18 protein-coding genes, 1 tRNA gene and 1 pseudogene are annotated in these 16,340 nt (G+C 70.2%); 14 read left to right on the top strand and 6 right to left on the bottom strand.

Features of this window, described 5'->3' with window-relative positions:
• Positions 1 to 108: 108 nt before the first annotated feature.
• A complete protein-coding gene (locus ACA514_RS31040) occupies positions 109 to 342 on the top strand; it encodes a hypothetical protein (RefSeq protein WP_375044810.1) in 234 nt (77 codons plus the stop codon).
• A gap of 242 nt (positions 343 to 584) precedes the next feature.
• Positions 585 to 788, top strand: a complete 204-nt coding sequence (locus ACA514_RS31035) for a hypothetical protein (protein WP_375044809.1) — start codon at positions 585 to 587, stop codon at positions 786 to 788.
• A 423-nt stretch (positions 789 to 1,211) separates the two neighbouring features.
• On the opposite strand, the gene ACA514_RS31030 is transcribed toward ACA514_RS31035, so the two are convergent.
• Positions 1,212 to 2,474: an MFS transporter gene (locus tag ACA514_RS31030; RefSeq protein WP_375044808.1), complete on the bottom strand. Its 1,263-nt coding sequence runs from the start codon at positions 2,472 to 2,474 to the stop codon at positions 1,212 to 1,214.
• An 82-nt stretch (positions 2,475 to 2,556) separates the two neighbouring features.
• Here ACA514_RS31030 and ACA514_RS31025 point away from each other — a divergent pair, with 82 nt between their 5' ends.
• From ACA514_RS31025 to ACA514_RS30995, 7 genes are all read left to right on the top strand, one after another.
• Entirely contained in the window at positions 2,557 to 3,006 is a 450-nt protein-coding gene (locus tag ACA514_RS31025) for a winged helix-turn-helix transcriptional regulator (RefSeq protein ID WP_375044807.1), read from the top strand.
• A gap of 164 nt (positions 3,007 to 3,170) precedes the next feature.
• On the top strand, positions 3,171 to 4,043 hold the full coding sequence (locus tag ACA514_RS31020; protein ID WP_375044806.1) for an alpha/beta fold hydrolase: 873 nt from the start codon (positions 3,171 to 3,173) through the stop codon (positions 4,041 to 4,043).
• 185 nt (positions 4,044 to 4,228) lie between these two features.
• Positions 4,229 to 5,068: a lysostaphin resistance A-like protein gene (locus ACA514_RS31015; RefSeq protein WP_375044805.1), complete on the top strand. Its 840-nt coding sequence runs from the start codon at positions 4,229 to 4,231 to the stop codon at positions 5,066 to 5,068.
• Positions 5,065 to 6,261: a sensor histidine kinase gene (locus ACA514_RS31010; protein WP_375044804.1), complete on the top strand. Its 1,197-nt coding sequence runs from the start codon at positions 5,065 to 5,067 to the stop codon at positions 6,259 to 6,261. Before ACA514_RS31015 ends, ACA514_RS31010 begins: the two co-directional genes overlap by 4 nt.
• 946 nt (positions 6,262 to 7,207) lie before the next feature.
• A complete protein-coding gene (locus tag ACA514_RS31005) occupies positions 7,208 to 7,441 on the top strand; it encodes a hypothetical protein (RefSeq protein WP_375044803.1) in 234 nt (77 codons plus the stop codon).
• On the top strand, positions 7,398 to 8,327 hold the full coding sequence (locus tag ACA514_RS31000) for a helix-turn-helix domain-containing protein (RefSeq protein WP_375044802.1): 930 nt from the start codon (positions 7,398 to 7,400) through the stop codon (positions 8,325 to 8,327). The genes ACA514_RS31005 and ACA514_RS31000 overlap by 44 nt, the downstream gene beginning before the upstream one ends.
• A gap of 50 nt (positions 8,328 to 8,377) precedes the next feature.
• A complete protein-coding gene (locus tag ACA514_RS30995; protein ID WP_375044801.1) occupies positions 8,378 to 9,301 on the top strand; it encodes a DMT family transporter in 924 nt (307 codons plus the stop codon).
• On the opposite strand, the gene ACA514_RS30990 is transcribed toward ACA514_RS30995, so the two are convergent.
• Positions 9,282 to 11,072: a M64 family metallopeptidase gene (locus ACA514_RS30990; RefSeq protein ID WP_375044800.1), complete on the bottom strand. Its 1,791-nt coding sequence runs from the start codon at positions 11,070 to 11,072 to the stop codon at positions 9,282 to 9,284. The genes ACA514_RS30995 and ACA514_RS30990 overlap by 20 nt on opposite strands.
• A 123-nt stretch (positions 11,073 to 11,195) precedes the next feature.
• Positions 11,196 to 11,402 (bottom strand): hypothetical protein, encoded by a 207-nt coding sequence (locus ACA514_RS30985; RefSeq protein WP_375044799.1) that lies wholly within the window; start codon positions 11,400 to 11,402, stop codon positions 11,196 to 11,198.
• A 195-nt stretch (positions 11,403 to 11,597) separates the two neighbouring features.
• On the opposite strand from ACA514_RS30985, the gene ACA514_RS30980 reads away from it, so the two are divergent.
• The 3 genes from ACA514_RS30980 (at position 11,598) to ACA514_RS30970 (ending at position 12,552) form a co-directional block, all read left to right on the top strand.
• The gene (locus ACA514_RS30980; RefSeq protein ID WP_211238580.1) at positions 11,598 to 11,717 is read left to right on the top strand and encodes a DLW-39 family protein; all 120 of its coding nucleotides are present in this window, start codon (positions 11,598 to 11,600) and stop codon (positions 11,715 to 11,717) included.
• A gap of 25 nt (positions 11,718 to 11,742) precedes the next feature.
• The gene (locus tag ACA514_RS30975) at positions 11,743 to 12,462 is read left to right on the top strand and encodes an HAD-IA family hydrolase (protein ID WP_375044798.1); all 720 of its coding nucleotides are present in this window, start codon (positions 11,743 to 11,745) and stop codon (positions 12,460 to 12,462) included.
• Between the two features lie 14 nt (positions 12,463 to 12,476).
• Positions 12,477 to 12,552: transfer RNA gene (locus tag ACA514_RS30970), tRNA-Ala, on the top strand.
• 247 nt (positions 12,553 to 12,799) lie between these two features.
• Here ACA514_RS30970 and ACA514_RS30965 read toward each other — a convergent pair.
• On the bottom strand, positions 12,800 to 13,369 hold the full coding sequence (locus tag ACA514_RS30965) for an Imm21 family immunity protein (protein ID WP_375044797.1): 570 nt from the start codon (positions 13,367 to 13,369) through the stop codon (positions 12,800 to 12,802).
• Between the two features lie 1,174 nt (positions 13,370 to 14,543).
• On the opposite strand from ACA514_RS30965, the gene ACA514_RS30960 reads away from it, so the two are divergent.
• Positions 14,544 to 14,900, top strand: a complete 357-nt coding sequence (locus ACA514_RS30960) for a nuclear transport factor 2 family protein (RefSeq protein ID WP_375044796.1) — start codon at positions 14,544 to 14,546, stop codon at positions 14,898 to 14,900.
• A gap of 232 nt (positions 14,901 to 15,132) precedes the next feature.
• Here the strand turns inward: ACA514_RS30960 and ACA514_RS30955 are convergent, their stop codons facing one another.
• Positions 15,133 to 15,603, bottom strand: a complete 471-nt coding sequence (locus tag ACA514_RS30955; protein WP_375044795.1) for a hypothetical protein — start codon at positions 15,601 to 15,603, stop codon at positions 15,133 to 15,135.
• Between the two features lie 118 nt (positions 15,604 to 15,721).
• Between ACA514_RS30955 and ACA514_RS30950 the strand changes: the two genes are divergently transcribed.
• Positions 15,722 to 16,015 (top strand): hypothetical protein, encoded by a 294-nt coding sequence (locus tag ACA514_RS30950; protein ID WP_375044794.1) that lies wholly within the window; start codon positions 15,722 to 15,724, stop codon positions 16,013 to 16,015.
• On the opposite strand, the pseudogene sepF reads toward ACA514_RS30950, so the two are convergent.
• Positions 16,001 to 16,225 (bottom strand): annotated as a pseudogene (gene sepF / locus ACA514_RS30945) (cell division protein SepF); the annotation flags it as partial. The gene ACA514_RS30950 and the pseudogene sepF overlap by 15 nt on opposite strands.
• Positions 16,226 to 16,340: the final 115 nt, after the last annotated feature.

The following is a 16,340-nucleotide window of genomic DNA, read 5'->3' as shown; positions in this document are numbered from 1 at the left end:
CCGGCCCGGTCTACTCGGGGTCGCGCCGCCACCTGGTAGCTAGGCCATGACGGCCGACCAGGCCAGTGCCACCGAGAGCCCGACCATCCGTGCACGAAGATGGGGAGCATGAACGTTACCGACGTGACCGACGACGCAATCCGAGTCGAGTTGAGCCCGGACGAGGCAGTTTTGATCAACAACGCCTTGAACGAAATGTGCAACGGCGGGCACATCGATGCACGAGACTTTCGGACTCGCCTCGGAGCTGATCGCTCTCTTGCCCGCGCTGTCCTCGCGGATCTCCACGACGCCATAGAGGGCATGAAGCAGCAACGTCTCGCACAAGGCAAACCCTGGTAGCGAGCACTGTTGCCGGAAGATCGGTTGCGCGTGCGCTACTGGGGAACCCCGTGGTTCCCCAGACCCCTCCTGGACCCGGAGGGCACTCCCGCGCGCACCGGTCTGTCAGGGGTTGAGCACCGTTCGCGCGGGACCACCCTCCGGACGGTCCGCTCGTCTGTCACGGCCCGCGGCGGGCGAGGGAGACAGGGCAGAACTGCCGGGACCGGCGCTGACCGATGCCCGCGTGGCAGACTCGTCGCATGACCGACCGGTGGCCCGATATCGACGAGCACATCGTCAGCCACCGCATCATCCCGGCCATGATGATCTTGCGAGAGGTGTTCGGCCACAGCATCCATGAGGCGATCGATGCGTTCGGCGCCCGGTACAGGCTTCTTCGCGAGACCCGGCCGGATGACTTCACGGTCGGCCCCGAGGAGTACTTCAGGCACTTCTACAGCTGACGATCAAGATCCGGAACATGCGCGGAACGGGCAGGCGTAGGAGGGACGGGGCGGAGCGTCCGCGCGCAGGCCCGCCGCCCTGTGGCCGATGATCTGGGAAGCGCCCGTCCGGAGCCGTGTGAGCTGACAGCAGTGACAGCAACTCTGACAGCAACCCGAGCGAACACCGCCGAACGTGATCAGCCCTCACCCGCAGGCCAGCACGGCGAAGCAGGCACGCCATCTTGGCCGTGATCGAACTGATGAGGCCGGAGGTTCAAGTCCTCCTAGGCCCACTTCGGAGTTGGGAGTGGTGTGCCCGCGGAGAGCGCGGGCGCCACTCCTTCGTCATTTCACCCGGGGGGCGACCCCCGGACCCCCGATGTGGGGGGCTCCGCCCCCCACGCCCCCTTTGGGGGCTTCGCCCCCTTGCCCCCTTTGGGGCTACGCCCCCCTTGGCTTCGTTCCCTCGCGGGTGGAGGGTGGGGCGGAAACTTCGGTGGCTATCGCTGATCTTGTTCTTTCGGTGAGGCCGGCGCCTTCGGTCAGCGGGTTTACTGGGGCTGGCGGTGAGGTTAGTTTCCAGGTGGTCAGTGCGCAGAGGGTCAGGGTCGCGCCTAGGGCTGTGGGGCCGAGCCAGCCGGCGGTGGCGAAGAGGGCCGTGGTCGCGGCTGCTCCGAGGGCGGAGCCGAGGGAGTAGAAGACCATGTAGGCGCCGATGGCGGTGCTGGTGCGGTCGGGGTAGGCGGTGGTGAGAGCGTGCTGGTTGCTCACGTGGACGGCTTGGACGGCGAAGTCGAGCAGGAGCACGCCGAGGGCAAGGAGCGGCAGCGACCAGGAGAGCTGTCCGATGGCGGCCCAGGAGGCGAGCAGGAGCGCCAGCGCGATGCCGGTGACGCGGTGCGCGTGCCCGGCGTCGCCCCAGCGTCCGGACCTGGCGGCGCCGAGGGCTCCGGCGAGACCGGCGACGCCGAAGAGCCCGATCTGCGCTTGGCCGAGGTGCCACGGCGCGCCGGCCAGTGGCAGGGCCATGCCGCTCCACAGGGTGCCGAACGAGGCGAACAGGAAGAACGCGATCAGCCCGCGGCCGAGGAAGACCGGCTGCGCGAACAGCCCGCCGAAGGATCGGAGCACCTGCCCGTACCGTGCGGTGTCCGGACGGGAATCCGCGGGCAGTGCGGTGAGGGTGAGCGGCGCGAGGACGGCGGCGAGGACCGCGAGGGTCAGGTAGATGCTCCGCCATCCCCAGAGGTCCGCCAGGACTCCGGCCGCGACGCGCGAGCCGAGGATGCCGATCACCACGCCCGAGGTCACGAATCCGAGGTTGCGGCCGTGTTCGGCGGGCGGGGAGATCGACGCCGTGTACGCGACGGTGGTCTGCACCACCACCGCGAACGCGCCGGCGGCGGCCAGTCCGGCGAACGCCGCCCAGGCGGCCGGGGCGGCCGCGGTGACGGCCGTGCCCGCGGCCACCAGGGCGAGGTGCGCGGCGATGAGGCGCCTGCGGTCGAGGACGTCGCCCAGCGGCACCAGCAGGACCAGTCCCGCCAGGTAGCCGAGCTGGCCCGTGGCCACCAGCCAGCCGAGCGAGCCGGCCGGAACGCCCAGGTCGCGGCCCATCGGGTCCAGCACCGGTTGCGCGGCGTAGACGCCGGCCACCGCGACTCCGCACACCACCGCAGGCAGCAGCCTGGTCCTCCAGTTCACCGGCTCCTCCGATCAGTTTCATTTTGCAACTGATCGGAGGCTAGGCCAGAATGGTTTCAATGTGCAACTCACTGGAGGTGTGATGGCACGCGACGACGCCGACAGGCAGAGCTGGACGGATCCGGCCTGCCCGGTCGCCCGCACGGTCGATCTCGTCGGCGACCGGTGGAGCCTGCTCATCATCCGCGACGCGATGGACGGCGCCCGCTCGTTCACCGACTTCCAGCAGCGCACCGGCATCGCCCGCAACATCCTCACCGAACGGCTCCGCAGGCTCACCGCCCGCGGCCTGCTCGCCCAGGTCGGCGCCCCGTCGGGCAGGCGCAGGCTGTACGAGCTCACCGAGGCGGGCAGGGACCTCTTCCCCGTGATCGTCACGCTGCGGCAGTGGGGCGAACGCCATGCCTTCGAGCCGGGCGAGAGGCACTCGGTCCTGGTCGACGGCGACGGTGCCCGCGTCCCCGACCTCCTGCCCGTGGCGGTGGACGGAACGCCGCTGACGAGCGACACGTCCTCGGTCCGACGGCCCTAGGCGAGCGGGATCCCCCGAGCGAGCTACCCGGGAATGTCCTCCGCGCGGTGATGATTCAGGGGTCGTCGAATCTCTAGCGTTCTCATTGTGAGCGCGGCGTTTATGGCCGCGAAATCCAGGCGCCGGTGAATTGCACCCGGCCGCCGGTTCTATCGCTGGAGGACATGATGATCCGCAAGTTCAGGACGGTCGCCGCGGTCGCGGCGTGCTTCGCGGTGGCCGCGACGGGTCTCACCGCCTGCGACGACGACGGGTTCGCCACGAAGCAGCCCGACACGTTCTCTGGCGCGCGGAAGTTCACCATCGAAAAGAAGACGGTGAACGTGTCCTGCTCGGGGAAGCGGAAGGGGGACGCGCCGATCGTCGTCCTGCTGCCCGGCCTGGGGGACGGGTTGGACAAGATGGCCGCTTTCCAGAAGACGCTCAGCGAGAAGAACCGGGTGTGCTCCTATGACCGGCTCGGGGAGGGTGCGAGCAGCAAGCCGGACGCGCCGCAGAGCTTCGCCAGCACCGGAAAGATCCTCACCGGGGTCATCGACGAGGTCGCGGGCGACGCGCCGGTGGTCCTGGCCGGCCACTCGATGGGCGGGCTGATCGCCGCCCGGTACGCGCCCGACCACAAGGACCACGTCAAGGGGCTGGTCCTGATGGACGCGACGCCTTCGACGATGCTCGCCGACCTCAAGAGCGCCATCCCCGCGTCCGCCAAGGGGCCGGCGGCGCAGCTGCGCGCGCAGAACCTCGCGGTCTTCGGGGGCGAGAACCCGGAGCGGATCGCGACGCCCGACGGCAAGGTCCAGTCCGCCGGGAACATCCCGGTCGAGGTGATCAAGCACGGGAAGCCGTACCTCGCGGCCGTTCCGGGGGTCGGCCCGCGCCTGGAGGCGGCCTGGACCGCCGGGGAGCGCAAGTGGCTCGGGCTGTCCGGCAGCAGCCGGTTCACGGTGGCGGGCAAGAGCGGCCACTACATCTACCAGGAGCAGCCCGAGGTCGCGGTGCGGGCCGTCGAGCGCGTGGCCGCGCAGGCCGCGAGCTGAGAACGCGAAGGCGGCCGACGGGCGCTGCGGTGTCCCGCCCCTCGGCCGGGTGACCGCGGAACGGTCCGTCCCCCGTGCGAGCTACCCGTGAATGTCCTCCGCGCGGTGACGTTTCTCAAGGCCTGAATTCATAGCGTTATCACGACCGCGGAAATCGGTCCGCGTGCGTCGTAAAGGAGTCGGAAATGCGTTTGGTGAAGCAACTGCTGGTGGTCGCAGCGGTCGCCCTCGTCGGCGGGCAGATCGCCGCCGCGGTGGACGGGAACGCGGCCCTCACCCTGGTGGTGGGAATGGTGACGGCGGTGCTGGCGCCCCTCGCGTACGCCTGGGTGGTGCGGCGGACCGAGCACCGCGCGCCGGTGGAGGTCGCGACGAAGGGCGCCGGCGCCGCCGTCGGACGCGGCATGCTGATCGGCTTCGCGATGTTCGGGGCCGTGATCGCGAACATCGCGTTCCTCGGCGACTACCGGATCGACGGTTTCGGCTCGGTCGCGGGCGCGCTCGGGCTGCTCGGGTTCATGGCCGCCGCGGCGGTGACGGAGGAGCTGCTGTTCCGGGGCGTCCTGTTCCGCATCGTCGAGGGGCGCATCGGGACATGGGCCGCGCTGGTCCTGACCGCGCTGGTGTTCGGGCTGATGCACCTCGCCAACGAGCACGCCACCTTCTGGGGCGCGATCGCGATCGCCATCGAGGCCGGTGGCATGCTGGCCGCCGCGTACGCCGCGACCCGGAACCTGTGGGTGCCGATCGGACTGCACTTCGCCTGGAACTTCGCCGAGTCGGGCATCTTCGGCACCGAGGTGTCGGGCAGCGGCGCGAACAAGGGGCTGCTGGAGAGCTCGATGTCGGGTTCGTCGCTGGTCACCGGCGGTGAGTTCGGCCCGGAGGCGAGCCTGTACACGGTCGTGGCCGGGGTGACGGTGGCGGCGTCGTTCATGTGGCTGGCGCGCCGGCGCGGCAACATCATGCCCGCCCGCCGCCGGGGCGTCGACGCGGCCGCCGCGACCGCTACGCTCTCCCGATGATCGGTTCGCGACGGCTTCCGGCGAAAAGTCTCGACTGGGCCCCGGACCTGTGGCGTCGGCTCGACGTCACGGTCCGGGACCTCCCGCTGGCGCTGCTGTTGGCCGTCTCGTCGTTCCTGCCGGGCTTCTACGGGCACGGGACGCAGATCGGGGAGATCGCGAACCGCCCCTTCGACGCGGTGGGCGGCCTGGTCGTCCTTCTGGAGTGCCTCCCCCTGGCGGTGCGGCGGCGGTGGCCGACGGTGTGCGCCGCGCTGGTGATGGTGGGGTTCGCCGCCGACCAGCTGCGCGGGTACCACCTGGCCGCGGGCACCGCGCTGCCGATCGCGCTGATCAGCGCGGGCGCCCATGCGGAGCGCCACCGGCGGAGGTTCTTGATCGTGGCGTCAGTCCTGTACCCGGTGTTCGCGGTCGCGCTGAACCGGGCGGGCGCGCAGGAGGACGTGGAAGAGTACGTGACGTTCTACCTGGCGCTCGGCCTGGCGTGGGGGGCCGGTTCGTGGCTGCGTTCCACGCGGGCCGCCGAGGCCGAGCGCCGGCTCCGCGTCGCCGAGGCCACCCGGACCGCCGAGCGCACCCGTATCGCCCGCGAGCTCCACGACGTGGTGACCCATCACGTGACGGCGATGGTGGTGCAGACGGAGGCGGCGCGCTACCTGCTCGCGGCCCCCGACCGCCTGGACGCGACGTTGAGCGCGGTCACCGACACCGGCCGCCGGGCGATCACCGATCTGCGGCATCTGCTCGACCTGCTCAACCCCGACCACGGCACCGGCACCGGCACGGGTGCGGAGGGCAGGGCACCGTCCGCTGGAGATTTGGGCGCGCTGGTGGAGCAGACGCGGAGCGCCGGGCAACCGGTGGAGTTCAAGCAGGTGGGCGAGGCCCCGGTGGCCGCGGGCAGCGCCGAGTCCGTCGCCTACCGGGTGGTGCAGGAAGCACTGACGAACGTGTTGAAGTACGCCCATGGGAGCCAGGTCGAGGTCGAGGTGCGCTACGGCGCGACGGAGATCACGGTGGAGGTCGGCAACGACGGCTCGGGGTCGCGCGCCGCGGCCGTCGGGGGCGGCGGCCGCGGCCTGGTGGGCCTGGGCGAGCGGGTGGCGGCGCTGGGCGGGGAGTTCGGCGCGGACCCGCGGCCGGGCGGCGGCTTCGTGGTGCGGGCGCGCATCCCGTCGGGGACCGCGTCGTGATGGCGGGGCCCGGCGTGCCGGGGATGTGAACAGAGTTATCCACAGGATGTGGATTGGCGGGCTCCCTGGCGACGGAATCGCGCGTGGCCAGGGATGACGCGGATATCCCCAGGAAGTGCGGGTGGGGACGTCCGGTGGACGGCGGTGGGTACGGTGGCCGCTTCAGGGACGTGGACGATGTTATCCACAGGTGGCGCACACCGGCGGGGAAGGCGTGGACGAGGCCTCGGCGTGCCGACTTCGGGCCTCGTCACGCGGCCGGAGGGGTGCGCGAGCGGCTGTCCACAGATGTGGGGTCGGGTGGCGGCTGGGGACGTCGTTGGGGATTCCCGGTGGGCGACGCCTTCCACGGGTCGGGGGTGCCTGTGGAGGGCGGCTGCCCACAAGCTGTGAACGCCATGTGCACGGACGGGCGGCTGGCACCGTCTCATCGCTGGTCAGCGGGTTATCCACGCCGTGGACAACGGTCCTGCCATCTGGGGACCGGGTGGGGAAGAATGGTGGACGGCGCGGTTCCGCGGTCGTACCCAGGTTGTGCACGGGAGTTATCCACAAGCTGTGGACAGTGTGTAGGGCCCGGGATGGGTGTGGACGGCGTGGCGGTGCACCCGCCGATCCCGATCGGATGTTCGAAAGGCCCTGCAGCCTGGGGATTCCGTTGTGGAGCCGGCTCCCGGAAGGCCTGCTCACAAGGGCTGGAGGATGTGCGAAACGTTGCCCCCAGCCTGTGGATTACGGGCGCCGACGGGGTGCGCGTCGGCAGAACCCGTACCGGCGGGGGCGATCGGCGGGTCCGGCGCGGAGATCGTCGTTTCGGACGGTCTGGACATGTGCGGCGGGCTGCGTCTTAATGGCGGGATGATGCCCGGGACGGTCGCCGCGACGCCGCGCGGACGGCCCCCCACCTGCGAACATTTGTTCGAATGCGTGCTAGGCTCCCGGACTCATGGGGCACCTTCTGAACGAGCCGGTCCGGGCCGAGCACGACCCGTCCGGACGGCTGACCGCGTACGAATGGCGGGGGTCGCGCTACGCCGTCGAGAAGGTCCTGAAGACCTACGGGACGCCCCAGGACGGCCGCGTCTACCGGGTCCGGATCGTCGGCGCGGACGGCGTGGCCGTCGCGGAGCTCGGCCGTGACCGGGACCGCTGGCGGCTCCGCCACATCTTCTCCGCCTGACGGCGGCAGCGGGGGGACCGGCGGCACCGGGGGCGCGGCGCGCCCGCCGGACCGGGTGGTGTGGACGCGGGTCGACGGCATCCAGGGCGCCTCGCTCGACCTGCTCGACGCGCGGATCGGCACCCGGCACTACGCGCCGCACGCCCATGACGAGTTCGCGATCGGCGTGTGCGTCGACGGCCTGGAGACCATGCGGTACCGCGGCGAGCGGCTGTACTCGGCGGCCGGCAGCGTCGTGGTGATCGAGCCGGGCGAGGCGCACACGGGCGGCCCCGCCGACCAGGACGGCTTCGCGTACCTGTGCCTCTACCCGACGGCCGAGCTGGTGGGGGCGGCGTCGGGCTGGGACCGCGGGGCGCCGCACTTCGGTGAGCCGATCATCGACGATCCGGGGCTGGCGCGCGTCCTGCGGCTCGCCCACCGGTCGCTGCGGGTGGGCGATGATCCACTGGAGGGTGAGAGCCGGCTGCTCGGCGTGCTGGGCGCGCTCGTCCGGCGGCATGCCGTCCGGGGAGGGCGGGAGGAGCCCGGTCCGCCGGGTTCGTCCGGGATCGCGCGTGCCGTCGCGGCGCGGCTGTCCGACGAGCTCGTGAGCCCGCCCACGCTGGCCGAGATGGCGGCCGATCTCGGCCTGTCCCGGTATCAGCTGCTGCGCGCTTTCCGCGACTCCATGGGCATGCCGCCGTACGCGTGGCTCGCACAGCACCGCGTGGCGCGCGCGCGGGCGCTGCTGGACGCGGGGCACCGGCCCGCGGAGGCCGCGCCGCTCGTCGGGTTCGCCGACCAGGCGCACCTGACCCGCTGGTTCCGGCGCGTCCTCGGCGTGACGCCCGGCGCGTACCGCAACAGCGTTCAAGACCGCGCCCGCCGCCGCACCGCATCCTGAACCGGTGCCCGGCGGTGGAGCCGGGCGGCCGACCCGGATCGGAGGACGTGGTGAGTCGCCGCGGCTGGACGCTGTTCGCGCTGATGAGCGTGCTGTGGGGGATCCCCTACCTGATGATCAAGGTGGCGGTCGAGGGCGTGTCGGTGCCCGTGCTGGTGTTCGCGCGGACCGCGCTCGGCGCGCTCGTGCTCGTACCGCTCGCCGCCCGGTCCGGCGGCCTGGAGCCGGTGCGCCGGCACTGGCGCCCGCTGCTGGCCTTCACGGCGGTGGAGATCCTCGGCCCGTGGGCGCTGCTGTCGGACGCCGAGCACCGGCTGACCAGCTCGATGACCGGGCTGCTGATCGCCGCGGTGCCGATCATCGGCGTGGTGCTGGCGCGGCTGACCGGCGACGCGGAGCGGCTGGGACCGGTCCGCTGGGCGGGGCTGCTGGTCGGCCTCGCGGGCGTCGGCGTGCTGGCCGGCCCGCACCTCGGCGGCGGCAGCGCGTGGGCGGTCGGCGAGGTCATGCTGGTGGCGCTCGGCTACGCCGTCGCCCCCATGGTCGCGACGCGCCGGCTGCAGGACCTGCCGAGCCTGCACATGGCCGCGGGAGCGCTGACGATCGCCGCGGTGGTGTACGCGGGCCCGGCCGTCGCGACCTGGCCGGACGCGGCGCCGAGCGGCCGCGTGCTGGCCTCCCTCGGCGGCCTCGGCCTGGTCTGCACCGCGCTCGCGTTCATCGTGTTCTTCGAGCTCATCCGCGAGGCGGGCACGTCCAGGGCGATGGTGTTCACGTACGTGAACCCGGCGGTGGCGGTCGTCGCGGGCGTGCTGCTGCTCGACGAGCCGCTCACCGGGACGATCATCACCTCGTTCGCGCTGATCCTGGGTGGTTCCGTGCTCGCGACCGTCCGCCGCGCACCCGCCGGGCCGGGCGCGGCCGGCCCGGCCGCGCCCGCCGTGGACGTGCCGGTCAGCGAAGAGTCACGATGAACTTCCCCGGCCGGCCGGCGTTGCCCGCCGGGTCGGTCGCCCGGTACTCGACGGTATGCCGCCCCTTGGGGAGCCTGCCGTAGGTCAGCGAGTCGATCACCGTGCCGTTCTCGGTAAACCGCCACGGCGCGGACGAGTCGGTCGGCCAGCCGAAGTAGTTGAACCAGCCGTCGCCGTCCACGCGGAACTCGGAGACGACCACGCCCGGACGGTCGTCCGCGCCCGTCAGCCTCATGGTGAACGGACCGTCGAAGGTGTACTCGGGTGTGCTGCCCGGACGCGCCTGCGTCTGCGCCGCGTCCGACAACTGGACCTTGACCGTCGGACGCTGCGCGTCGATCGTCCACGTACGGGCCTTGGCGCCGACCCTTGCGACCAGTGTGTGCGTGCCACTGCGCAGATGGAGGCGCCCTAGCGCGATGTCGCGTTCACTGCCGCGCACACGCCGTCCGTCGAGTTCCCAGCGGACGACCGGCGTCTTCTTAGCGGGATGGGTCGTCTCCGCGTACACGACGGACTCGGCCCCGACGGGCTCGTCAGTGGGCGTGGACGAGGTGAAGTCATCGGGCACGTTTCCCGTAGGCGTCTTCAGCGACGTGTCGATGGTCCATGTACGGACCTGTGTGAGTGCCGTGGAGGCGCGTATCGCCGGATCCCGCACGAAGTCGGTGGGGTCGGAGACCGTTGCCTTGACGGTGTGGGTCCCCTTCCTCAGGTGCAGGCGCTTGAGGTCAAGGTTCGGCGACTTCCCTACGACCTTTCCATCGGCCGTCCACGTGACCGACAGTTGGTGCCCGGTGGGGTGCAAGGTCTCCACCCAAAGGACACGGTCGGCACCTACAGGAGCGTCTGTGGAGGTCTGCGCCTGAACGAGGTTGACCTTGCCGGAGATGCGCTGCGTCATCCGTTCCCGGGCGACCTGGTCGTAGTAGTAGCCGAGCGTCTTCATCATGGAGTGCTGGCTCGGCCGCCACACGCCCTTGCTGAAGTAGAGGCCGCCCTCATAGCGGTCTATGACGCCGCCCGCTTCGCTGCGCTCTCCCAGCCAGCGCCACCACTTCTGCTTCTGCGCCTTCATCTGCTCGACGGTCAGCAACGTGTGGTGGATGGACGCGGGCTCCGCCCCGCTGTACGTACCGCCCGGCACACCCCGCTGGTAGTAGTCGTACTCGTCATCGAGCCCGCCTAGCGAATGCCCGAGTTCGTGCGGCGCGATGAGCGCCGACATGGCGTTCCCACCAGAGGACGTGGCGTACGTACCGCCGGCGCCCCCGTAGGTGTCGCTGTTGGCCATCGCGAGGATCTGCCGGTTGTTCGCGCTGGTGCCCGGCACCATGTCTGCGTACTTCTTCGCCGCAGCGGAATCCATCACGAGCAGCCGCTGCAGCCCGTCCTGCTTGCACCCGCTCCAGAAAGCCATGCTGAGCGGCGTCGTACGGCGCGCTGAGGACAGATCGGGGTCGCAGCTCACCCCCGACTCCGCCGACGTGATCTCGACCGCGTACACGTTGATGTAGCTGCGGTACGACTTGAACGGCTCGATCGTCCACAGGTCGTTGAGGTGCTTGTCGAGGTCGGCGCGGAACTTCGGCATGTCCGCCGCCGTGTAGCCGTCGCCCATGACCACCAGGTTGAACCGCTTGGCCGGATCACCGGTGACCTGGACCGGGACCACCGTCGCGTCCGCCGCGTCCGCCCGCGCGGGCACCGCCGCCAAGGCCGTCACGGTGAGCGCCGCGGCGCCGATGATGCTCGTCCTGCCGATCCACATGCACGGACCTCCTCCGGGGGGCGCGCGAGGGCCGTGCCGGCCCGGGAGCGGCGCGCCAGTCCCGCTGATCAAGCGGGACTGCCCGGATTATCACCCCAAGATCCGCTTTTGTCTGCGGCCGCGTCAGAACCCGATCCGCCACAGCAGCAGGATGACCGACGACAGCCCGAGCCCCACCGCGCCGAGCCGCACGTCCCCCAGCGCGATCAGCAGCGCGCACCCGGCGGCCGTCGCCGCGGCCGCCACCACCAGCCCCCGGCCGCCCGGCGCCTTCTCCGGCGCGCCCGGGTCGAGCTCGCGCTCCCAGCGCCGGAAGTCGTCCTCAGCCATCGGCACTCCCGAGGGTCGTCCCGCCGCGCGTCCCCGCGCGGCGGCACCCGGGATTGGACGATCGGTCCGATACCGGCGAGTGGGTGCGGACCGCCCGGGATCGGTTGCTAGGCTGCGGAGGACCTGGGGGAGCAGACACTGATCCGTATCTACCCCGGGTTCTGACTTCATAGTCGAGGTGAAGGGGTCCCCACCGTGAAGAAGCTGCTGATCCTTGCCGTCGTCGCCCTCGGTGGTTTCGCCGTCTGGCGCCGCCTCCAGCAGGACCGCGCCGAGCTCGACCTGTGGACCGAGGCCACGTCGTCCGACAGCTGAGACGCCGGCCACATCGGGCCCCGGCGTGAACGGTGCGGCGCCGATCTCCATCGCCTGCATCGATCTCGCCGGGACCACCGTCGCGGACGGAGGCACGGTCGAGACCGCCTTCGCCGAGGCGATCGCCGCTCTGGGGATCGCCGCCGGCACGGCGGCCCACGACCGGGCCATGGCCCGTGTCCGCGAGTCACGCGGCGGGTCGAAGATCGAGATCTTTCGCTCGCTCTTCGACGAGCCGCGCGCCCAGGCCGCGCACCTGGCCTTCGAGCGGTCCTATGACCAGCTCGTCGACCGGCGCGGCCTGCGTCCCGTGCCCGGCGCCGAACGCGCTCTCGAGCGCATCCGCGGCGCCGGCGTACGCGTGTGCCTGCTGACCGGCTTCGGCCGCCGCACCCAGGCCCGCGTCCTGGACGCGCTCGGCTGGTGGGACCGCGTCGACCTGGCGCTGTGCCCCGAGGACACGGCGGGCCGCGGCCGCCCATGGCCCGACCTCGTCCTCACCGCCGCGCTCCGCCTCGGCGCGGGCGACGTCCGGCACATCGCCGTCTGCGGCGACACCGCGAACGACATGCTGACCGGCCGCCGCGCGGGCGCGTCCGTCGTCGCGGGCGTCCTCACCGGCGCCCACGACCGCGACCGCCTCCTCGCCGCGGGCGCCACCCACGTCCTCCCGAGCGTCGCCGCGCTCCCCGACCTCCTCCTGCCCGCCCCGTTCGATGACGCGGCGGCCGCCGACCACCGGTAAGCTTGACGCGCCGAGGGGCCTTAGCTCAGTTGGTAGAGCACCGGCTTTGCAAGCCGGGTGTCAGGGGTTCGAATCCCCTAGGCTCCACCACCGAAAACGCCCCCATCCGGATCATGGACGGGGGCGTTCGTGCAATTAGCGTGTGATTAGGCCACCGGGACGAGCGCGCCACCGAGGCCGCCGTCATCCTCGCCATCGTCGCCGCCCCGTTTTGAGATCGAGGGGTGGCGGCGCTCGCCTCGCCGTATCGCCGGGCGCCGGCCCCCAGCTGACCGCCTCCACGGGGGTACGCGCCGCCGCCAAACCAGCCGACTAGGCATGCTGCCGTTCACAGCCGTCAAGGAGCTTCTCGACCAGGAAGCTCGGTCGGCCTGCCGCTAAGAAGATCCAGTTGAACCAGTCCGATCATCGTGTCATCGTCAGGTTCGACCGAGGCGTGACGAACGCTGTAACAACCTGGTGCAAGGTCGATGACCAAGTGCTCATCAGCAAGATGGGCAAAGACATCGGTGCCAGGGTAAGCCGAGTCGAAGAGTACGACCGGCCCCGGGACGTTCCAACGCACTTCGCTTTGCCAACTAGCCATGGACAAGGCCGCATCGACCGAGCCAAGCAGTGCTGCCTCCGAGTTAGCCCCTCCCCAGCGCACAAATATCGATCGCTCCGGTAGGAAGGTCGTCGGCTCCGGAGCCTCGCCGAAGACCAAGGCCTCTGAGTGTGCGATCGGCAGGACGCCAAGGTAATCACCGACTTCGCAGGCACGGCCGTAGTCCCCCCAGCCAGATGGGTCATCGGCGTCCGGATCCTCGGGAGCTGAACGCCACAGAGACAGATCTTGCTGCGGGACCGCAACCAGCGGGCCGCCATTCGATTCGACCCACAACTTCGTGTACTTATCACCGCGCACATCTTGAGAGTAGAGGGCGCCGGTCACCGGGCGGCCGCGCCGGGGCCGCGCATCGCGACGCGTCCGCCGGCCCTGCCCCGACCGCGCCGCCGCCCAGTCTGAAGCGTCGCTGTTGCGTCGAGGCCGGTTCGTCATCGAGCACCAGGCCGTGACCGTGGTTGAGCGTCCTTCCAGGTCATCAGGGTAAGCGGGGTGCGCTTTTGGTTGAGCGAACTCGAACAAGGGGACTTCGCAGCCCTCTTGACCCCCGCGGTCCGGAGGGCGCTCCCGGGTGAATCTGTCTGTCACGGGATTGGGCGCCATACGCGCGGGAGCATCCTCGGGACAGGTCCGTTCGTCTGTTGCGGTCTGCGCGTAGACGGGCCCGTCGACTTGTGAGCCGGCCCCATTAGGTAGGCGCCGAGTTGAGATCACTACCCCAGCGGCGACCTATTGGTCTGAGGCTTGTTGAACCTGCACGGTGGCGACCCGCCTTCCGTCGAAGGCGATGAACGTCATGTCTCCGGCCTGCGGGACGTTGAGGTACAGCCAAGCGTCCCCTCGGCGCCGACCCCCCACGAACATCGCGCTTCTGTACTGGCGCTCGAACGCCCTCTGACTGACTCGATTATGCGGAGGTCCGAGGAGGCGCTTGACCTGCCTCTTGGTCATTCCGTGCTCAACCAGGGGCATGCACAGGATGCTATGGGCGATCGTGTGACTGCTCAATGCCGGCAGGTGTTGCACCCAAGCCGCACCGTCCAGCATCACTTGACGGTCAAGGTACGCCGAGGTGGGAGGCCCGGCGGGGGATGATCTCGCAGATGTGCAAGTCGGGTGCCAGGGGTTCGGATCCTCTAGGGTCCACGCACCAAGAAGCCCAGGTCAGAAGCCAATCCGGACCTGGGCTCTCGTCTTCCACGACTCCTTCTTCCGCTTCCGTGCCCGACCGCTTCTTGGCCTCGGCCATGGACGCACCCAAGCGGCGACGGTGCTCGCGCCGCCGGCGCGGCAGCGCGTCTGGGTGCCTGGAGCGTGCGGCGTGGGCGCTGTGCCGCGAAACCGTCGCTCTGGGTGCGTCGGCGCCTATTGCGGGCTGTTCGCGTGAGGGCACTCTCCGTTGTCGAGGATGACGGGGGGAGCGTGTCCGATATTTTGTCGCACGCGGATCATGCTCGCCTGAATACTGATCAACATGGATGTGAGAGCACATGCGGATCAGTGGTTGGCAGGTTGGGAAGCCCGCGATCTGGACGCCGTCATGGCGTGTTACTCCGAGGACGTCGACTTTGTGGCCTCGACGGTCGTGACCCGCTGGGATCGACCGGACGGCCAGCTGCGGGGCAAGGCAGAGCTGCGCCGCCACTTCGAGCGAGGCTTGGAGCTTGCACCGGAGCTGCGATTCATCGAAGAGGCGTTTTTGACCAGCCCCGGCGGCTACGCCCTGTTGTACCGGCGCGAGAACGGCAACCGCGCGCTGGACGTGGTCGAGCTGGACCAGCACGGGCAGGCGGCACGAGTCCGAGCGTTCTACGAGCAGGCGCAGCGATAGCTGCCGGCGTGACGCGCACGGCTACCAGCGTGGTGCGATCACAGAACGGGCGACCCTGGTTGTTGTGGGGCCGTCCGTGCGCCGGCTACTCCTCGGCTTGGTCACTCCAGCCTGCGGAGTGGGAGATCATCCGTCGTGCCTGATGTGGGAGGGGAGCTGCTGTGAACCGGGGACGGGACGCCTTCTTTTGGACCGTGCGGGGCGAGGTGGAATGGCGGGCACTCGGCGGGTGTCAGCGGGAGTCGGTCAGGTTTCCTACTGCGTCGGCGTAGTAGGTGGATTCGGCCAGGTGGATGGCGATCTGCCGGAATGTCCAGCCTTCCCCAGGTGAGTGGTCGAGTTGGTCGGGTGTCATGGCGTTCAGCCGGGCGGCCCAGATCAGGCCGAGGCGGGTAAGGCGGCTCTTGGCCTCGTCCAGGTCCTGGTCGGTGAAGGTCGCCAGATCGGCGGGAGTGGTGCTCGCGGAGGCATGCCAGTGGTCGGGGATCGTCCGCTCTCCGATCAGGCGCGCCTCCACCTCCGCGAGGTGGTCGATGAAGTGGTCGGCGACTCGTCGAATCGCCTTGTGCGGGGTGTACAGCCGGTCGTCGGCCTGCAGTGGGCGCCCGTTCCATGCTGTCCAGGTCGCGGCGAGCGCTAGTACATGGTCGATCGTTCCTGTTACGACTGACGCAGGATCACGATTGTCGGTGTCATCTGACATCCCGGACCTCACCATGGAGGTCACCGTAGGTGGCGGACACTTCGCTGGGCATCGAAACGTCGACGTGCACCTTTTCGGGGCGGTGGACAGTGGGGGTGCCGGGACGTATTTTCCGGTCATGGCAGGGGTGAGTCCGCAGCGCGTCGCGTTCGACGCGGCGCGGGTGCTCGTGTCGGCCGCGGGCAGCGATCTGTGCTGGTGGCTGTGCGGGGAGGTCGGGCGGTGCCTCGGGACGGCGTACGAGGCGCGGTTGCTGGAGACCCGCCTGCGGTTGCAGGAGGACGACGTCTATTACAAAGAGGCCGGGTGCTGGCGGGCCATTCTGGACGATGTGCTCACGGATCGGCCGGACGTGGCCGAGTGCCTCTACCGGGTCGTCGGTCCGCTGCTGGAGGCGTCAGCCGGGGGTTGAGCCGTCCGGGAGGACGGCGGGGCGGGTGAGGCCAGCGGGGACCAGCAGGAAGACCTTGGGGGCCAGCCGGTCCATGTCGCCGCCGCGGCCGAACACGAGGCCTGCGGCGAAGTCGACGAACTGCTTTGCCACGTCGTCGGTGAGGGCCGTCAGGTCCATGACGACCGGGCAGCGCTTGTTGCGGAAGAAGTGGCCCACATGGAGCGCCTCGTTGTAGTCGCGGTCAGTCTCCCGGTGCGGGGCGTTGCGTCAAGGGGCACAACCGGTGGTTGTGGTGGGGTGCCGGTTCGTTGTTTGTGGGAGCCGGGCGACGGGTGTTTGATCG

The sequence above is a fragment of the Actinomadura sp. NTSP31 genome, from assembly GCF_041951385.1.
Taxonomy (GTDB): Bacteria; Actinomycetota; Actinomycetes; order Streptosporangiales; family Streptosporangiaceae; genus Spirillospora; species Spirillospora napierensis.
Note: the sequence above shows the minus strand (reverse complement) of the source record. Positions and strands in the feature narration are given on the sequence as shown.

Bases quoted from the DNA above. Each gene is read 5' to 3' on its own strand.
- ACA514_RS31040 (WP_375044810.1), top strand. From the start codon at position 109: ATGAACGTTACCGACGTGACCGACGACGCAATCCGAGTCGAGTTGAGC.
- ACA514_RS31035 (WP_375044809.1), top strand. From the start codon at position 585: ATGACCGACCGGTGGCCCGATATCGACGAGCACATCGTCAGCCACCGC.
- ACA514_RS31025 (WP_375044807.1), top strand. From the start codon at position 2,557: ATGGCACGCGACGACGCCGACAGGCAGAGCTGGACGGATCCGGCCTGC.
- ACA514_RS31020 (WP_375044806.1), top strand. From the start codon at position 3,171: ATGATGATCCGCAAGTTCAGGACGGTCGCCGCGGTCGCGGCGTGCTTC.
- ACA514_RS31015 (WP_375044805.1), top strand. From the start codon at position 4,229: ATGCGTTTGGTGAAGCAACTGCTGGTGGTCGCAGCGGTCGCCCTCGTC.
- ACA514_RS31010 (WP_375044804.1), top strand. From the start codon at position 5,065: ATGATCGGTTCGCGACGGCTTCCGGCGAAAAGTCTCGACTGGGCCCCG.
- ACA514_RS31005 (WP_375044803.1), top strand. From the start codon at position 7,208: ATGGGGCACCTTCTGAACGAGCCGGTCCGGGCCGAGCACGACCCGTCC.
- ACA514_RS30990 (WP_375044800.1), bottom strand. From the start codon at position 11,072: ATGTGGATCGGCAGGACGAGCATCATCGGCGCCGCGGCGCTCACCGTG.
- ACA514_RS30985 (WP_375044799.1), bottom strand. From the start codon at position 11,402: ATGGCTGAGGACGACTTCCGGCGCTGGGAGCGCGAGCTCGACCCGGGC.
- ACA514_RS30960 (WP_375044796.1), top strand. From the start codon at position 14,544: ATGGATGTGAGAGCACATGCGGATCAGTGGTTGGCAGGTTGGGAAGCC.
- ACA514_RS30955 (WP_375044795.1), bottom strand. From the start codon at position 15,603: ATGTCAGATGACACCGACAATCGTGATCCTGCGTCAGTCGTAACAGGA.
- ACA514_RS30950 (WP_375044794.1), top strand. From the start codon at position 15,722: ATGGCAGGGGTGAGTCCGCAGCGCGTCGCGTTCGACGCGGCGCGGGTG.